Consider the following 15,778-nt stretch of genomic DNA (forward strand, 5'->3'; position numbering starts at 1 on the left):
GAATAGCAATGAGCTTGATCATTTCCATGGCTGCCTTCGCGCTGGCCACGTCCATCACGCCGGGACCGGTGAATGTGGTGGCACTGAGTTCGGGCGCGCGCTTCGGTTTTGTCGCCAGCCAGAAACACGTGTTTGGCGCTGCCGTCGGCTTCACCGTGCTGCTGGTGCTGATCGGCCTGGGGTTGCATGAAGTATTGGTGCGCTGGCCGATCCTGACTCAGTTGATCCAGTGGGGTGGGGTGGCCTTCCTGCTGTACATGGCCTGGAAGCTGGCGGTGGACAACGGCCGCCTGGACGCCGAGGGCACTGCCACGGCACCGTCGATGCTCTATGGCGCGATCATGCAATGGCTCAACCCCAAGGCGTGGCTGGCGTGTGTGGCGGGGATGGGCCTGTTTGTGGCGGATGGCGATGCCCGGCAGGTGTGGCTGTTCGCAAGCCTTTATCTGGTGATCTGCTATCTGTCGGTAGCCTGTTGGGCTTACGCCGGAACGTTCCTGCGCCGCTATTTGAGCAATCCCCGAGGCGTGCGCGTATTCAACCGCTCAATGGCCGCGTTGCTGGTGGCCAGTGTGGGTTATCTGCTGATCGCTTGAGCCGGTCGCGGTACTGCCCCGGCGTCGCAGCAAAATGCTGCTTGAAGGCGCGTTGGAAATGCGCCTGGTCAGCAAACCCTGCGGCCAGAGCCACATCGGCAATCAGTTCGCCGTGGCGCAATTGCGTACGGGCAAACTGGATGCGCTGGTTGACCAGGAATGCATGGGGCGTGAGTCCGTAATACTGCTTGAACGCGCGGATCAGGTAGGACGGTGACAGCTCGGCCGCCCCACAGATATCTTCCAGTTTCAGAGTTTGCGTGCAGTGTTCGCGGATGTATTCGGCGGCGCGCTCGAGCTTGTGGTTGACCTCGCGTAGCGGCGCGTTTGAGGGGTTGAGGCGCTGCTGCACGTCGCTGAAGTAACTCACCAACGCGCTCTGTTTTTGCAGGTGCTCGGCCTGCTCGTCCACCAACAGTCGGTACAACGCCAGCAAGCCGCGATACAACACCGTGTCCCGGGTGTAGGGCGTGTTGAAGGGCCGATAACCCTGCTCGGTGCCGAACCCCAACTGGTGCTGTAAATCCGTCAGCCAAGGGGTGTCGAGGTACATCATCTGATAGGACCACGGCTCATTGGCGATGGGGTTGCAGGCATGTACGTCGCCGGGGTTCATCAGCACCACGGTGCCAGCGCTGATCTCAAAGGTGTTGGCACCGTAGTGGTAATAGCTGCGGCCGGTCGTTACGGCACCGATGGAAAAATGCTCATGGGCATGCCGGGTATAGGTCACCTTGCGCCCATCGTCGATGGTGCGCGCTTCGATGAAGGGCAGGCGCTCGTCGCGCCAGAAGCGCGGCGCGTGCGCCGGGTGCATGAACGTTTTCGACAGCATGGTGGCGCCTCCTTCAGGTACTTGAGCGCGGCTGCTTCACTTACCGTTGTTCGGTCAGGCGGGTACGAGAAACGCTGCCTCCAGCAGTTGCCGGGTGTAGGCATGCTGCGGATCGGCAAAAATCGCCTTGGCATCCCCTTGTTCTACTACCTGCCCATGCTTGACCACCATCAACTGGTGACTCAGCGCCTTCACCACCGCCAAATCATGGCTGATAAACAGATAGGTCAGGTTGTACTTGGCCTGCAAACTGCGCAGCAACTCCACCACCTGGCGCTGCACCGTGCGATCGAGTGCCGAGGTGGGCTCATCGAGCAGGATCAGGCGGGGCTTGAGTACCAAGGCGCGGGCGATGGCGATGCGTTGGCGCTGGCCGCCGGAGAACTCGTGGGGATAGCGGTGGCGGGATTCAGGGTCGAGGCCCACTTCCTTGAGCGCCGCGATGATCGCCGCTTCCTGCTCGGCCGGCGTGCCCATCTTGTGGATGCGCAAGCCTTCGCCGACGATCTCGCTGACGCACATGCGCGGGCTCAGGCTGCCGAACGGGTCCTGGAACACTACCTGCATTTCTCGGCGCAGCGGGCGTACCTGCTGCTGGGTCAGCTTGTCCAGTTGCTGGCCTTCAAAACGAATCCTGCCCTTGCTGGCGATCAACCGTAGAATTGCCAAGCCCAGTGTGGATTTGCCCGAGCCGCTTTCACCGACAATGCCCAGGGTCTGCCCCTGTGGCAGGCTGAAGTTGATGCCGTCCACCGCCTTGACGTAATCGACGATGTTGCGCAAAAAGCCCTTCTTGATCGGGAACCACACCTTCAGGTCATCGACTTCCAGCAGCGGCGGGCCGATCACGTTGGTGTCCGGGCCTCCGCTTGGTTCCGCCGCCAACAGTTCCTGGGTGTACAGGTGTTGCGGCGTCTGGAACAGCGTTTCACAATCGGCCTGCTCGACGATGCAACCCTTCTGCATCACGCACACGCGGTGAGCGATCCGTCGTACCAGGTTCAGGTCATGGCTGATCAGCAGCAGTGCCATGCCAAGGCGCGCCTGCAATTCCTTGAGCAATTCCAGGATCTTCAACTGCACCGTCACATCCAGCGCCGTGGTCGGTTCATCGGCAATCAGCAACTCCGGCTCATTGGCCAATGCCATGGCGATCATCACCCGCTGGCGCTGGCCGCCGGACAGCTCATGGGGCAGGGCCTTGAGGCGTTTGTGCGGTTCGGGAATGCCCACCAGCTCCAGCAATTCCAGGGTTCGCTGGGTGGCGACCTTGCCTTGCAGCCCCTTGTGCAGGCCGAGCACTTCGTTGATCTGCTTCTCGATGGAGTGCAGCGGGTTCAACGAGGTCATCGGCTCCTGGAAGATCATCGCAATGCGGTTGCCGCGAATGTGGCGGATGGTTTTTTCTTTCAGCGTCAGCAGGTCCTGCCCGGCATAGTTGATGGTGCCGGAGGGATGCCGCGCCAGCGGGTAAGGCAGCAGGCGCAGAATCGAGTGGGCGGTCACGGATTTGCCCGAACCGCTTTCACCCACCAGGGCGATGGTCTCGCCGCGCTTGATGTCGAAGCTGACGTTGTTCACCACGCGGTGGTGATGGTCGCCCGTGACGAACTCGACGGAGAGGTCGCGGATTTCGATCAGATTATTCTGATTCATCTCATTTCCTCGGGTCGAAGGCATCGCGAGCGGACTCGCCGATAAACACCAGCAAACTCAGCATGATCGCCAGCACGGCAAAGGCACTCATGCCCAGCCATGGCGCTTGCAGGTTGGATTTGCCTTGGGCCACCAGTTCACCCAGGGACGGCGAACCTGCCGGCAAACCGAAGCCAAGGAAGTCCAGGGCGGTGAGGGTGCCGATGGCGCCGGTGAGAATGAACGGCATGAAGGTCATGGTCGACACCATCGCATTGGGCAGGATATGGCGGAACATGATCGCGCCATTTTGCATGCCCAAGGCCCTGGCGGCGCGCACGTATTCCAGGTTGCGCCCGCGCAGGAACTCGGCGCGTACCACGTCCACCAGGCTCATCCACGAGAACAGCAGCATGATGCCCAGCAACCACCAGAAGTTGGGCTGCACAAAACTGGCCAGGATGATCAGCAAGTACAGCACCGGCAACCCGGACCAGATCTCCAGGAAGCGCTGCCCGGCCAGGTCCACCCAACCGCCGTAGAAGCCCTGCAGGGCGCCGGCGATCACGCCGATGATCGAGCTGAGCACGGTCAGGGTCAGGGCAAACAGCACTGATACACGAAAGCCGTAGATTACCCGCGCCAGTACATCGCGGCCCTGGTCATCGGTGCCCAGCCAGTTCACGGAAGAGGGCGGCGCGGGGGCCGGCACCTTGAGGTCGTAGTTGATGCTCTGGTAGCTGAACGGGATCGGCGCCCATAACGTCCAGGCGTCCTTGGCCTTGAGCAGTTCCTCGATATATGGGCTCTTGTAGTTGGCCTCCAGGGGGAATTCACCGCCAAAGGTAGTTTCCGGGTAGCGCTTGAGCGCCGGGAAATACCAACCGCCGTCGTAGTGCACAGCCAATGGCTTGTCATTGGCTATCAGCTCGGCGCCCAGGCTCAGCACGAACAGAATCAGGAACAGCCACAACGACCACCAGCCACGTTTGTTGGCCTTGAACCGCTCGAACCGGCGGCGATTGAGGGGGGATAGATTCATCTCAATGCTCCCGGCTGGCAAAGTCGATGCGCGGATCGACAAGGGTATAGGTGAGGTCGCCGATCAGTTTCACGATCAGCCCCAGCAGGGTGAAGATAAACAGCGTGCCAAACACCACCGGGTAGTCGCGGTTGATCGCCGCTTCAAAGCTCATCAGGCCCAGGCCGTCGAGGGAAAAGATCACTTCCACCAGCAAGGAGCCGGTGAAGAAAATCCCGATGAACGCCGAAGGGAAACCGGCGATTACCAGCAGCATCGCGTTGCGGAACACATGGCCGTACAGCACGCGGTGGTTGGTCAAGCCCTTGGCTTTGGCGGTGATCACATACTGTTTGTTGATCTCGTCAAGGAAGCTGTTCTTGGTCAGCAGGGTCATGGTGGCGAAGTTGCCGATCACCAGGGCCGTGATCGGCAGCGCCAGGTGCCAGAAGTAATCGAGGATCTTGCCGCCCCAGCTCAGCTCGTCAAAGTTGTTAGACGTGAGCCCACGCAAGGGGAACCAATCCAGGTAACTACCGCCGGCAAACACCACGATCAGCAAAATCGCAAACAGGAATGCCGGGATCGCGTAGCCGACAATGATTGCCGAACTGGTCCACACATCAAAATGGCTGCCGTGCCGCGTGGCCTTGGCGATCCCCAGGGGAATCGACACCAGGTACATGATCAGCGTGCTCCATAACCCGAGGGAAATGGACACTGGCATCTTTTCCTTGATCAGGTCGATGACCTTGGCGTCACGGAAGAAGCTATCACCAAAGTCCAGCTGGGCGTAGTTCTTGACCATGATCCACAAGCGTTCCGGCGCCGATTTGTCGAAGCCGTACATCTTCTCGATTTCCTTGATCAACGCCGGGTCCAGGCCCTGGGCACCACGGTAGCTGCTGGAACCGGCCACCGACACTTCGGCACCACCACCGGCAATGCGGCTGGTGGCGCCTTCAAAGCCTTCCAGCTTGGCGATCATCTGCTCCACCGGGCCACCGGGGGCGGCCTGGATGATGACGAAGTTGATCAGCAGGATCCCGAACAGCGTGGGGATGATCAGCAACAGGCGGCGAAAGATATAGGCCAGCATTTAATCGCCTCCGCTCGCCGGATCGGCGCTTGTGTTCGGGTCTAAGGTGACGGCGGGTTTTACATCAGGCTTGGCCCACCAGGTGGCGGTGCCGACGTCGTAGCGCGGTGGGACTTTCGGGTGGCCCAAATGGTCCCAATACGCCACGCGGAAGGTCTTGATATGCCAGTTCGGGATCACGTAGTAGCCGAACTGCAACACGCGGTCCAGGGCCTTGGCGTGGGCTACCAGGCTTTTGCGCGAGTCGGCGTCGATCAGCTCTTCGACCAGTTGGTCGATGGCCGGGTCCTTGAGGCCCATGTAGTTGCGGCTGCCGGGCTTGTCGGCGCTGGAGGATTTCCAGAACTCGCGCTGTTCGTTACCCGGCGAAGTGGACTGCGGAAAGCTGCCCACCAGCATGTCGAAGTCCCGCGAGCGAATACGGTTGATGAACTGCGAGACGTCGACCCGACGGATCACCAGCTCGATGCCCAGATCAGCCAAATTGCGCTTGAAGGGCAGCAGGATGCGTTCGAACTCGGTCTGCGCCAGCAGAAACTCGATTTTCACCGGTTTGCCGGTGGTGTCGACCATCTTGTCGTCGACGATACGCCAGCCGGCTTCCTGCAGCAGTTGGTAGGCTTCGCGCTGCTGGGTGCGGATCATGCCGCTGCCGTCGGTCTTGGCCGGTTCGAAGGCCTGGGTGAAGACTTCGGGCGGGATCTTGTCGCGCAACGGCTCGAGAATCTTCAGCTCATCCGCGTCAGGCAAGCCGGTAGCGGCCATCTCCGAGTTTTCAAAGTAACTGCGGGTTCGGGTGTAGGCGCCGTTGAACAGCTGTTTGTTGCTCCATTCGAAATCCAGCAACAAGCTGATGGCCTTGCGTACGCGCACGTCCTGGAACATCGGTTTGCGCATGTTGAATACAAAACCCTGCATGCCGGTGGGGTTGCCGTTGGGGATTTCTTCCTTGATCAAACGGCCCTCGGTCACGGCCGGAATGTTGTAGGCATTCGCCCAGTTCTTGGCACTGAATTCCAGCCAGTAGTCGAACTGCCCGGCCTTCAACGCTTCCAGGGAGACGGTGCTGTCGCGGTAATAGTCAGTGATGCGGTTATCGAAGTTGTAGAAACCCTTGGCGACCGGCAGGTCCTTGGCCCAGTAATCCTTGACCCGCTCGTAGCGGATCATGCGCCCGGCCTTGACCTCGGCGACCTTGTACGGCCCGCTGCCCAGCGGCACTTCGAGGTTGCCCTTGGCAAAATCGCGGGTGGCCCACCAATGCTTGGGCAATACCGGCAGTTGCCCGAGGATCAGCGGCAATTCGCGGTTGTTGGTGCGCTTGAATTTGAACAGCACCTTCAACGGGTCTTCGGCCACCACTTCGTCGACGTCAGCGTAGTAGGTGCGGTAGATCGGCGAGCCTTCCTTGATCAGTTCCTGGAAGGTGAACACCACGTCTTCGGCACGGATCGGGTGGCCGTCGTGGAAGCGTGCTTCGGGTCGCAGGTAGAAGCGTACCCAGCTATTGTCCGGGGCTTTTTCGATCTTGCCGGCGACCAGGCCGTATTCGGTGATGGGTTCGTCCAGGCTTTGCATGGCCAGGGTGTCGTAGATCAGGCCGAGGTTGTCGGCCGGCACGCCTTTGCTGATGTACGGGTTCAGGCTGTCGAAACCGCCCATGGCCGACTCGCGGAACGTGCCGCCCTTGGGCGCGTCCGGATTCACGTAGTCGAAGTGCTTGAAGTCAGCGGGGTATTTCGGCGGTTCGTTGTAGAGCGTCAACGCATGTTGCGGGGCGGCCTGAGCCGCGGTGCACAGCAGCAGGCCGCCGAGCAGTGCAGTACGCAAATACATCATTGGGCTTTCTCCGAAGCTTTCAGCCACCACGCGCTCAGGCCCAGGCTATAAGGCGGCGTGGTGACAAAGGCGAACCGGTTGCGGTACGCCAAGCGATGATAGTTGAGGTACCAGTTGGGAATACTGTAGTGCTGCCACAGCAGCACCCGGTCCAGGGCACGGCCGGCGGCCAGTTGCTCTTCGCGTGTCTTGGCGGCCAGCAGTTGTTCCAGCAGGTGATCGACAATCGGGTTGGCGATGCCCGCGTAGTTTTTGCTGCCCTTGATCGCGGCCTGGCTGGAGTGGAAGTACTGCCACTGCTCAAGGCCGGGGCTCAAGGTCTGGTTGAGAGTGATCAGGATCATGTCGAAGTCGAATTGATCCAGGCGCTGCTTGTACTGGGCGCGATCGACGGTGCGCAGGCGCGCGTCGATACCGACGCTGATCAGGTTCTCGACATAGGGCTGCAGGATGCGCTCCAGGTTCGGGTTGACCAGCAGGATCTCAAAGCGCAGCGGTTGGCCGTCCTTGTTGAGCAGGCGTTGGCCGGAGAGTTTCCAGCCGGCGTCACCGAGCAGGGCCAGGGCGCGGCGCATGGTCTCGCGGGGGATGCCGCGCCCGTCGGTCTGGGGCAGGCTGAACGGCTGGGTGAACAGGTTGGCCGGCAATTGCTCGCGGTACGGCGAGAGCATCAGCCATTCATGGCCGGTGGGAACGCCAGTGGCGGAGAATTCACTGTTGGGGTAATAGCTCAAGGTGCGTTTGTAGGCGCCGCTGAACAGCGTTCGGTTGGTCCACTCGAAGTCGAACATCAGCCCCAATGCTTCGCGGACCTTGGTCTGGCTGAAGATCGGGCGCCGGCTGTTCATGAACAGGCCCTGGCTCTGGGTCGGGATCTGGTGGGCGATCTGCGCCTTGATCACCTCGCCACGGTTCACCGCGGGGAAGTTGTAGCCATTGGCCCAGTTCTTGGCCTGGTGCTCGATGTAGATGTCAAACTCGCCGGCCTTGAAGGCTTCGAAGGCCACGTCGCTGTCGCGGTAGAACTCCACTTCGACCTTGTCGTAGTTATAGAAACCTTGATTGACCGGCAGGTCCTTGCCCCAATAGTCCTTGACCCGTTCGAACACCAATTGCCGGCCAGGGCTGACCTTGCTGATGCGGTACGGCCCACTGCCCAGGGGCGGATCGAAGGTGGTGGCCTTGAAGTCGCGGTTTTTCCAGTAGTGCTGAGGCAATACCGGCAATTCGCCCAGGCGCAGGATCAGCAACGGATTGCCGGCGCGCTTGAACACAAAGCGGATGCGGTGACGGTTGAGGATGTCCACCCGCGCCACTTCCTGCAGGTTGGTGCGGTATTGCGGGTGGCCTTCGGTCAGCAGGGTGCGATAGGAAAACGCCACGTCATAGGCGGTGATCGGCTTGCCATCGTGGAAGCGGGCTTCCGGGCGCAGGTTGAACACCACCCAACTGCGGTCCTCGCTGTACTCCACTGATTGCGCGATCAGCCCATAGCTGGAGGTGGGTTCATCACCGGACGGCGCGTACTGGCCGGTGCCGACCATTAACGGCTCGTTTAGCTCATTGACGCCATATTGCAGGAAATTGGGGGTCGAAACCGGACTGGAGCCTTTGAACGTATAGGGGTTGAGTGTATCGAAGGTGCCAAATGCCATGACCCGCAATGTCCCGCCTTTCGGCGCTGCAGGGTTGACCCAATCGAAGTGGGTGAATTTGGCCGGGTACTTGAGCACGCCGAACTGCGTATAACCGTGGCTCTCGGTAATCGTCGCGTTCGCACCAAAGCTCAAGGCCAGACTTATTAGTAGAAGGAGGGGACGCTTCAAGTCAGGGATCCGATCCAGGCGGCTTGCGCTTTATGATCGGTACAGTAACAGCTTGTTCCGGTTGGAAAAAGGTCGCTGAGAACACCGTAGATCCAATGTGGGAGCGGGCTTGCTCCCACATTAGCTCCCCAGCGTGCTTCAGGCCTCAGCGCGGCCCGGAAACCACCAGCATCTGCCCAGGCTTCAGGGCCTGGCCGGTACGCGGGTTCCAGCGCTTGAGATGTTGCATCTCAACGTTGAAACGTTTGGCGACGATGTACAGCGAGTCGCCTTTCTTGACCTTGTACTGCACCGGCTTTTTGCTGCTGGCGACGGCTTTGCGCGTGTCCTGCATCACCAGGGTCTGACCGACCTTGAGCGCCTGGCCGTTGAGCTTGTTCCAGCGCTGCAGGTCATGCACATCGACCTTGTTGGCCTTGGCAATCAACGTCAGGTTGTCGCCACTGCGTACTTTGTAGTTGCGCGTACGCCCGGCAACCCGCGCAGTCTCAACTTCGTCGAACACCTGCTTTTTCGGACGCATCGCCAGCAATTCTTCAGGCTTCATCGTCGAAAGGGTGCTGGTGAGCAATTGCGCCTTGGAACTCGGCACCAGCAGATGCTGCGGGCCATCCAGGGTGGTGCGTTGTTTCAGCGCGGGGTTTAGCTGGAACAGTTCGTCTTCGTCGATCTCGGCCAGCGCGGCAACCCGTGACAGGTCCATGCTTTGCTTGACTTCAACCACTTCGAAGTACGGCGTGTTGGCAATCGGGTTCAGGTTGACGCCATAGGCCTCGGGCGCCAGCACCACTTGGGACAGCGCCAGGAACTTGGGCACGTAGTCCTTGGTTTCCTGGGGCAGGGGCAGGTTCCAGTAGTCGGTCGGCAGGCCGAGCTTCTCGTTGCGCTCGATCGCCCGGCTCACGGTGCCTTCGCCGGCATTGTAAGCGGCCAGGGCCAGCAGCCAGTCACCGTTGAACATGTCATGCAGACGGGTCAGGTAGTCGAGGGCGGCGGTGGTGGAGGCGGTGATGTCGCGGCGGCCATCATAGGCGCGGGTCTGGCGCAGGTTGAAATAGCGACCGGTGGAGGGGATGAACTGCCACAAACCCACGGCATCGCTACGCGAATAGGCCATCGGGTTGTAGGCACTTTCAATCACTGGCAGCAGTGCCAGCTCCAGGGGCATGTTGCGTTCTTCGAGGCGTTCGACGATGTAATGAATGTAGAGACTGCCGCGCTCGCCGGCGTTCTCCAGGAAGGAAGGGTTGCTGGCAAACCACAGGCGCTGTTGCTCGATTCGCGGGTTGACGCCTACGCCGTCCTGTAATTGAAAGCCACGTCGCATACGCTCCCAAACGTCTTGAGGCACTTCGGGAGCAGGCTTTTCTGAAAGCCAGATGACGGGTTTCTGTTTGATCTTGGCAGTAAGGTTTGGCTTGGGTTGCACGGTGGATTGTGCGGTGAAATTGTTTGATTGACAGCCCGCCAGTGTGGCGGACACAGCCACCGCCACAGCTTGAGCCAGGCGGGTCAATGCGTCTGAATGGTTGGATTTACGAATAGATGACGACATTGGCTGGAAGTAAGTTCCGGGCAAAAATGTCGGGCGATTCTAGAAACCCGTTTGGTTCCGGTCAACCATTCAGAAATTCCGTACCAGATTGCTTCCCTTTAGAACTTATCTTTCCACGCCCTCAAGCTAGCAAACACCTCGGCCCCAGAGCGGTTGTCGCGGCCATCCCGTTCGTCCGCTTTTTGTTTAACGGATGTTTCAGAGGTGCGCAGAAATGGGTTAGTACGTTTTTCAAGAGCCAGGTTGGAAGGCAGCGTGATCTCGCCACGTTCGCGCAATTGGCGGACGTTTTCTACCCGTTCGGCGATATCGGCGTTGTCCGGTTCCACGGCCTGAGCGAACTTAAGGTTGCTTTGTGTGTATTCGTGGGTGCAGTACACCCATGTATCGGCAGGCAGGGCGGCCAAACGCTCAAGGGAGGTGTGCATCTGTTGCGGCGTGCCTTCGAACAGGCGCCCGCAACCGGCGGCGAACAGGGTGTCGCCACAGAACAGCACGCCCTGGTGATAAAAGGCAATATGGCCCAGGGTGTGGCCGGGCACTGTATAAACGTCGAAGTCCCAGCCGAGCACGCTGATGCGATCGTTATCGTTGAGGGCAACGTCCCGTGCGGGGATCTTCTCGTTGGCCGGGCCGTAGACCTTGGCGTCTGTCACCCGTTTGAGTTGTTCGACGCCGCCGACGTGGTCATGGTGGTGGTGAGTGATCAGGATGTCGCTCAGGACCCACTCAGGGTTTTGCTTGAGCCAGGCCATCACCGGTGCGGCATCGCCGGGGTCGACCACGGCGCAGCGTTGGGTGCTCGGGTCCTGTAACAACCAGATGTAGTTATCGGTGAAGGCGGGCAGGGCACTGATCTGTATCATTCTTCGATTCGCCAAGCTGAACACATTGGTGCATCTTAGAACGTCTAGGCGAGTTGGAGAATGCAATGACTGATAAAGCGTTCGCCCAGGCTGATCCTGAGTGGCTGGCTCTGATCAGCGCAGCCCGCGAATGGTTGTCCGGTCCCATCGGGCAATTTCTGCTGGACGAAGAACGGCGCATGCTCGAAGACGAGCTGGGCCGGTTCTTTGGTGGCTATCTGGTGCATTACGGACCTTCGGCCGAAACACCGCCGTGCGCCTCCCAGGTGCAGCGCAATGTGCGCCTGGGGGCGCCGTTGCCGGGGGTGGAGATTGTCTGCGAGGAGCAGGCTTGGCCGTTGAGCGAGCACGCCGCCGATGTGGTGGTGTTGCAGCATGGCCTGGATTTCTGTCTGTCGCCCCACGGCTTGCTGCGCGAGGCGGCGAGCAGCGTGCGCCCAGGTGGCCATTTGTTGATTGTGGGTATCAATCCTTGGAGCAGTTGGGGTCTGCGCCATGTGTTCGCCCATGATGCCCTGCGTCAGGCGCGTTGCATCTCGCCGCAACGCGTGGGGGACTGGCTGAACCTGCTGGGCTTCGCGCTGGAGAAACGCCGCTTCGGGTGCTATCGTCCGCCGCTTGCATCGACCAAGTGGCAAGCCCGTCTGGCCGGTTGGGAGCGCCGCGCAGGTGCCTGGCAATTGTCGGGCGGCGGCTTCTATCTCCTGGTGGCCCGCAAGATCGTGGTTGGGCTGCGGCCGGTGCAGCAGGTGCGCCGCGAGCCGATGGGCAAGCTGGTGCCGATGCCGATGGCCAAGGTCAACCGCAAGCAGAGCGACGCATGACCCTCTTTTTGAATGAATACCGAGCAACCGATGACCGATAGCGTAGAACTCTTCACCGATGGCGCCTGCAAGGGCAACCCTGGCCCTGGCGGCTGGGGCGCGTTGCTGGTGTGCAAGGGCGTGGAGAAAGAGTTGTGGGGCGGTGAGCCCAATACCACCAACAACCGCATGGAGCTGATGGGGGCCATTCGCGGTCTGGAAGAACTCAAGCGCCGCTGCAACGTGCTGCTGGTGACCGACTCGCAATACGTGATGAAGGGCATCAACGAGTGGATGGTCAATTGGAAGAAACGCGGCTGGAAGACGGCGGCCAAGGAACCGGTGAAAAATGCCGACCTGTGGCAATTGCTTGATGAGCAATGCAATCGCCATGACATCACCTGGAAGTGGGTGCGCGGTCACATCGGCCACCCTGGCAACGAGCGCGCCGACCAGTTGGCCAACCGTGGCGTGGACGAAGTGCGCGGCTACAAGCAGAGCTGATGCCGACTCACGTGTTAATATCGCGCCCCTTGAATCACACTACACCGTTGAGAGCTGAACCCTGATGGCCATCCGATCTGTTGTACTCGATACCGAAACCACCGGCATGCCGGTGACCGACGGCCACCGGATCATTGAAATCGGCTGTGTCGAACTCTTGGGTCGCCGCCTCACCGGGCGTCACTTCCACGTCTACCTGCAACCGGACCGCGACAGTGACGAAGGTGCCATCGGCGTCCACGGCATCACTGACGAGTTCCTCAAGGGCAAGCCGCGTTTCGCTGAAGTCGCCGATGAGTTCTTCGAGTTCATCAACGGCGCCCAACTGATCATCCATAACGCAGCGTTCGACGTCGGCTTCATCAATAACGAATTCGCCCTGATGGGGCAGACCGATCGCGCCGACATCTCCCAGCACTGCTCGATCCTCGACACTTTGATGATGGCCCGTGAGCGTCACCCCGGCCAGCGCAACAGCCTCGATGCCTTGTGCAAACGCTATGGCGTCGACAACTCCGGGCGTGAACTCCACGGCGCCTTGCTCGACTCCGAGATTCTTGCCGACGTCTACCTGACCATGACCGGCGGGCAGACCAGCTTGTCACTGGCCGGTAACGCCTCCGATGGCAGCGGTTCGGCGGAAGGCTCGGGCAACCGTCCCTCGGAAATCCGCCGCCTGCCGGCGGATCGCAAGCCGACCCCGATTATTCGGGCCAGTGAGCAGGACCTGGCCGAGCATGCGGCGCGGCTGGAAGCGATTGCCAAGTCGGCGGGTGCGCCGGCGTTGTGGTCGACCCTGACCCAGAAATAGGCTGGTACAACGCGGTAAAATGTGGGAGCGGCGGTTCGACATTTGATTTGTGCAGCCTTTGAAATCTTCATTCGCGTCATCGCCTCCCAGCTTCTACCCTTGAGTGCATAGCCCTCAGGACTACAAGCACTCATGTACAAAGACCTGAAGTTCCCTGTCCTTATCGTGCACCGCGACATCAAGGCCGACACCGTTGCCGGTGACCGGGTCCGAGGCATCGCCCGAGAGCTGGAACAAGAGGGCTTCAGTATTTTTTCTGCAGTGGATTACGCCGAGGGGCGACTGGTAGCTTCTACCCATCACGGTTTGGCGTGCATGCTGATCGCCGCCGAGGGTGCTGGCGAGAATACCCACCTGCTGCAAAACATGGTCGAGCTGATCCGACTGGCGCGGCTGCGGGCCCCCAATCTGCCGATCTTTGCCCTGGGCGAGCAGGTCACCCTGGAAAACGCGCCCGCTGACGCCATGAGCGAACTCAACCAGCTACGCGGCATTCTCTATCTGTTCGAAGACACTGTGCCGTTTCTCGCGCGGCAAGTCGCGCGCGCGGCCCGCACTTATCTGGATGGCCTGTTGCCGCCGTTCTTCAAGGCGCTGGTGCAGCACACCGCCGATTCCAACTATTCCTGGCACACCCCCGGCCACGGCGGTGGCGTGGCCTACCGCAAGAGCCCGGTGGGGCAGGCGTTTCATCAATTCTTTGGGGAAAACACGCTGCGCTCGGACTTGTCTGTATCGGTGCCTGAACTCGGCTCGTTGCTGGATCACACCGGTCCGCTGGCCGAAGCCGAGGCTCGCGCCGCGCGCAACTTTGGCGCTGACTACACCTTTTTCGTCATCAACGGCACCTCCACCGCGAACAAGATCGTCTGGCACTCCATGGTTGGCCGCGATGACCTTGTGCTGGTGGACCGCAATTGCCATAAGTCGGTGTTGCACTCGATCATCATGACCGGCGCGATCCCGCTGTACCTGTGTCCCGAACGCAACGAACTGGGGATCATCGGCCCGATTCCCTTGAGCGAGTTCAGCCCCGAATCCATCCGCGCCAAGATCGACGCCAGCCCACTGACCCGTGGTCGCCCACCGAAAGTGAAAATGGCAGTGGTCACCAATTCCACTTACGATGGCCTGTGTTACAACGCCGAGCTGATCAAACAGCAATTGGGCAACAGCGTCGAAGTGCTGCATTTTGACGAAGCCTGGTACGCCTACGCGGCGTTTCATGAGTTCTTCGTCGGTCGCTACGGCATGGGCACCTCGCGCACGCCAGACAGCCCGCTGGTGTTCACCACTCATTCCACTCACAAGCTGCTGGCTGCCTTCAGTCAGGCTTCGATGATCCATGTACAGGACGGCGGCGCACGCCAGTTGGACCGTGACCGTTTCAACGAAGCCTTCATGATGCATATTTCCACGTCGCCGCAATACAGCATCATTGCTTCGCTGGATGTCGCATCGGCGATGATGGAAGGCCCGGCCGGGCGTTCGCTGTTGCAGGAAATGTTCGACGAGGCCTTGAGTTTTCGCCGTGCCCTGGCCAATCTGCGTCAGCATATTGCCGCTGAAGACTGGTGGTTTTCCATCTGGCAGCCGCCATCGGTATCGGGCATCGATCGCGTTGTCACCGCAGATTGGCTATTGCACCCTCAAGATGACTGGCATGGTTTCGGCGACGTGGCCGAAGACTACGTGCTGCTGGACCCGATCAAAGTGACGTTGGTAATGCCCGGCCTCAATGCCGGCGGCGCCCTCAGCGATTGCGGGATTCCCGCAGCGGTGGTCAGTAAATTCCTCTGGGAACGCGGCCTGGTGGTGGAAAAAACCGGGCTGTACTCCTTCCTTGTGCTGTTTTCCATGGGCATCACCAAAGGTAAATGGAGTACCTTGCTCACCGAATTGCTGGAATTCAAGCGCAGCTACGACGCCAATGTCAGCCTGGCCAGTTGTCTACCATCGGTATTTGCACAGGGACCGGCGCGGTATCAGGGCCTGGGTTTGCGCGACCTGTGCAACCAATTGCACGGCTGTTATCGCAGCAACGCTACCGCCAAGCACCTCAAGCGTATGTATACGGTTTTGCCGGAAATCGCGATGAAACCGGCCGACGCCTACGACCAATTGGTGAGGGGCGAAGTGGAGGCGGTCTCCATTGATGCCTTGCCAGGGCGCATCGCAGCAGTGATGCTGGTGCCTTATCCGCCCGGTATTCCATTGATCATGCCGGGCGAGCGCTTTACCGAGTCGACACGCTCGATCATCGACTACCTGGCTTTTGCCCGGACGTTCGATAGCAGTTTCCCCGGTTTTGTCGCTGATGTTCATGGGTTGCAACACGAAGATAACGGCAGTGGTCGTTGTTACACCGTCGATTGCATCAAGGGTTAA

General features: G+C 60.1%; 13 protein-coding genes. 5 read left to right on the forward strand and 8 right to left on the reverse strand.

Translation table 11 applies throughout. The features are described from left to right. Nucleotides 1-8 precede the first annotated feature (8 nt). Nucleotides 9-596 (forward strand): LysE family translocator, encoded by a 588-nt coding sequence (locus tag LVW35_RS11850; protein ID WP_233895677.1) that lies wholly within the window; start codon nucleotides 9-11, stop codon nucleotides 594-596. Here LVW35_RS11850 and LVW35_RS11855 read toward each other — a convergent pair. The 8 genes from LVW35_RS11855 to gloB all read right to left on the reverse strand — a co-directional run bounded on the left by LVW35_RS11855 (nucleotide 538) and on the right by gloB (nucleotide 11,272). After that, nucleotides 538-1,413 (reverse strand): AraC family transcriptional regulator, encoded by an 876-nt coding sequence (locus LVW35_RS11855; protein ID WP_233896452.1) that lies wholly within the window; start codon nucleotides 1,411-1,413, stop codon nucleotides 538-540. The two genes, LVW35_RS11850 and LVW35_RS11855, sit on opposite strands and share 59 nt — an antisense overlap. A gap of 72 nt (nucleotides 1,414-1,485) precedes the next feature. Continuing rightward, the gene (locus LVW35_RS11860) at nucleotides 1,486-3,087 is read right to left on the reverse strand and encodes an ABC transporter ATP-binding protein (RefSeq protein WP_233895678.1); all 1,602 of its coding nucleotides are present in this window, start codon (nucleotides 3,085-3,087) and stop codon (nucleotides 1,486-1,488) included. A gap of 1 nt (nucleotide 3,088) precedes the next feature. Further along, nucleotides 3,089-4,108 (reverse strand): ABC transporter permease, encoded by a 1,020-nt coding sequence (locus tag LVW35_RS11865; protein WP_233895679.1) that lies wholly within the window; start codon nucleotides 4,106-4,108, stop codon nucleotides 3,089-3,091. 1 nt (nucleotide 4,109) lies between these two features. After that, nucleotides 4,110-5,186: a microcin C ABC transporter permease YejB gene (locus LVW35_RS11870; RefSeq protein ID WP_025857226.1), complete on the reverse strand. Its 1,077-nt coding sequence runs from the start codon at nucleotides 5,184-5,186 to the stop codon at nucleotides 4,110-4,112. After that, entirely contained in the window at nucleotides 5,187-7,025 is a 1,839-nt protein-coding gene (locus LVW35_RS11875; protein ID WP_233895681.1) for an extracellular solute-binding protein, read from the reverse strand. Continuing rightward, nucleotides 7,022-8,851, reverse strand: coding sequence for an extracellular solute-binding protein (locus LVW35_RS11880; RefSeq protein ID WP_233895683.1), 1,830 nt, complete (start codon nucleotides 8,849-8,851; stop codon nucleotides 7,022-7,024). The genes LVW35_RS11875 and LVW35_RS11880 overlap by 4 nt, the downstream gene beginning before the upstream one ends. A gap of 145 nt (nucleotides 8,852-8,996) precedes the next feature. Further along, nucleotides 8,997-10,406, reverse strand: coding sequence for a lytic transglycosylase domain-containing protein (locus tag LVW35_RS11885; protein ID WP_233895685.1), 1,410 nt, complete (start codon nucleotides 10,404-10,406; stop codon nucleotides 8,997-8,999). Nucleotides 10,407-10,504: 98 nt separating this feature from the next. Further along, nucleotides 10,505-11,272, reverse strand: coding sequence for a hydroxyacylglutathione hydrolase (gene gloB / locus LVW35_RS11890; RefSeq protein WP_233895688.1), 768 nt, complete (start codon nucleotides 11,270-11,272; stop codon nucleotides 10,505-10,507). A 65-nt stretch (nucleotides 11,273-11,337) separates the two neighbouring features. Here gloB and LVW35_RS11895 point away from each other — a divergent pair, with 65 nt between their 5' ends. The 4 genes from LVW35_RS11895 to LVW35_RS11910 all read left to right on the forward strand — a co-directional run bounded on the left by LVW35_RS11895 (nucleotide 11,338) and on the right by LVW35_RS11910 (nucleotide 15,778). Continuing rightward, nucleotides 11,338-12,096 (forward strand): methyltransferase domain-containing protein, encoded by a 759-nt coding sequence (locus LVW35_RS11895; protein WP_233895690.1) that lies wholly within the window; start codon nucleotides 11,338-11,340, stop codon nucleotides 12,094-12,096. 30 nt (nucleotides 12,097-12,126) lie between these two features. Beyond that, nucleotides 12,127-12,579, forward strand: coding sequence for a ribonuclease HI (gene rnhA, locus LVW35_RS11900; RefSeq protein WP_010210917.1), 453 nt, complete (start codon nucleotides 12,127-12,129; stop codon nucleotides 12,577-12,579). Between the two features lie 70 nt (nucleotides 12,580-12,649). Then, nucleotides 12,650-13,390: a DNA polymerase III subunit epsilon gene (gene dnaQ, locus LVW35_RS11905; RefSeq protein WP_233896454.1), complete on the forward strand. Its 741-nt coding sequence runs from the start codon at nucleotides 12,650-12,652 to the stop codon at nucleotides 13,388-13,390. 132 nt (nucleotides 13,391-13,522) lie between these two features. Further along, nucleotides 13,523-15,778, forward strand: a complete 2,256-nt coding sequence (locus LVW35_RS11910; RefSeq protein WP_233895691.1) for an Orn/Lys/Arg decarboxylase N-terminal domain-containing protein — start codon at nucleotides 13,523-13,525, stop codon at nucleotides 15,776-15,778.

Source organism: Pseudomonas sp. HN11 (assembly GCF_021390155.1).
Lineage (GTDB): Bacteria > Pseudomonadota > Gammaproteobacteria > Pseudomonadales > Pseudomonadaceae > Aquipseudomonas.

What these genes read in the sequence shown, in the direction of transcription:
- LVW35_RS11850 (WP_233895677.1), top strand. Translation starts at nt 9, where the DNA reads ATGAGCTTGATCATTTCCATGGCTGCCTTCGCGCTGGCCACGTCCATC.
- LVW35_RS11855 (WP_233896452.1), bottom strand. Translation starts at nt 1,413, where the DNA reads ATGCACCCGGCGCACGCGCCGCGCTTCTGGCGCGACGAGCGCCTGCCC.
- LVW35_RS11860 (WP_233895678.1), bottom strand. Translation starts at nt 3,087, where the DNA reads ATGAATCAGAATAATCTGATCGAAATCCGCGACCTCTCCGTCGAGTTC.
- LVW35_RS11865 (WP_233895679.1), bottom strand. Translation starts at nt 4,108, where the DNA reads ATGAATCTATCCCCCCTCAATCGCCGCCGGTTCGAGCGGTTCAAGGCC.
- LVW35_RS11870 (WP_025857226.1), bottom strand. Translation starts at nt 5,186, where the DNA reads ATGCTGGCCTATATCTTTCGCCGCCTGTTGCTGATCATCCCCACGCTG.
- LVW35_RS11875 (WP_233895681.1), bottom strand. Translation starts at nt 7,025, where the DNA reads ATGATGTATTTGCGTACTGCACTGCTCGGCGGCCTGCTGCTGTGCACC.
- LVW35_RS11885 (WP_233895685.1), bottom strand. Translation starts at nt 10,406, where the DNA reads ATGTCGTCATCTATTCGTAAATCCAACCATTCAGACGCATTGACCCGC.
- gloB (WP_233895688.1), bottom strand. Translation starts at nt 11,272, where the DNA reads ATGATACAGATCAGTGCCCTGCCCGCCTTCACCGATAACTACATCTGG.
- LVW35_RS11895 (WP_233895690.1), top strand. Translation starts at nt 11,338, where the DNA reads ATGACTGATAAAGCGTTCGCCCAGGCTGATCCTGAGTGGCTGGCTCTG.
- rnhA (WP_010210917.1), top strand. Translation starts at nt 12,127, where the DNA reads ATGACCGATAGCGTAGAACTCTTCACCGATGGCGCCTGCAAGGGCAAC.
- LVW35_RS11910 (WP_233895691.1), top strand. Translation starts at nt 13,523, where the DNA reads ATGTACAAAGACCTGAAGTTCCCTGTCCTTATCGTGCACCGCGACATC.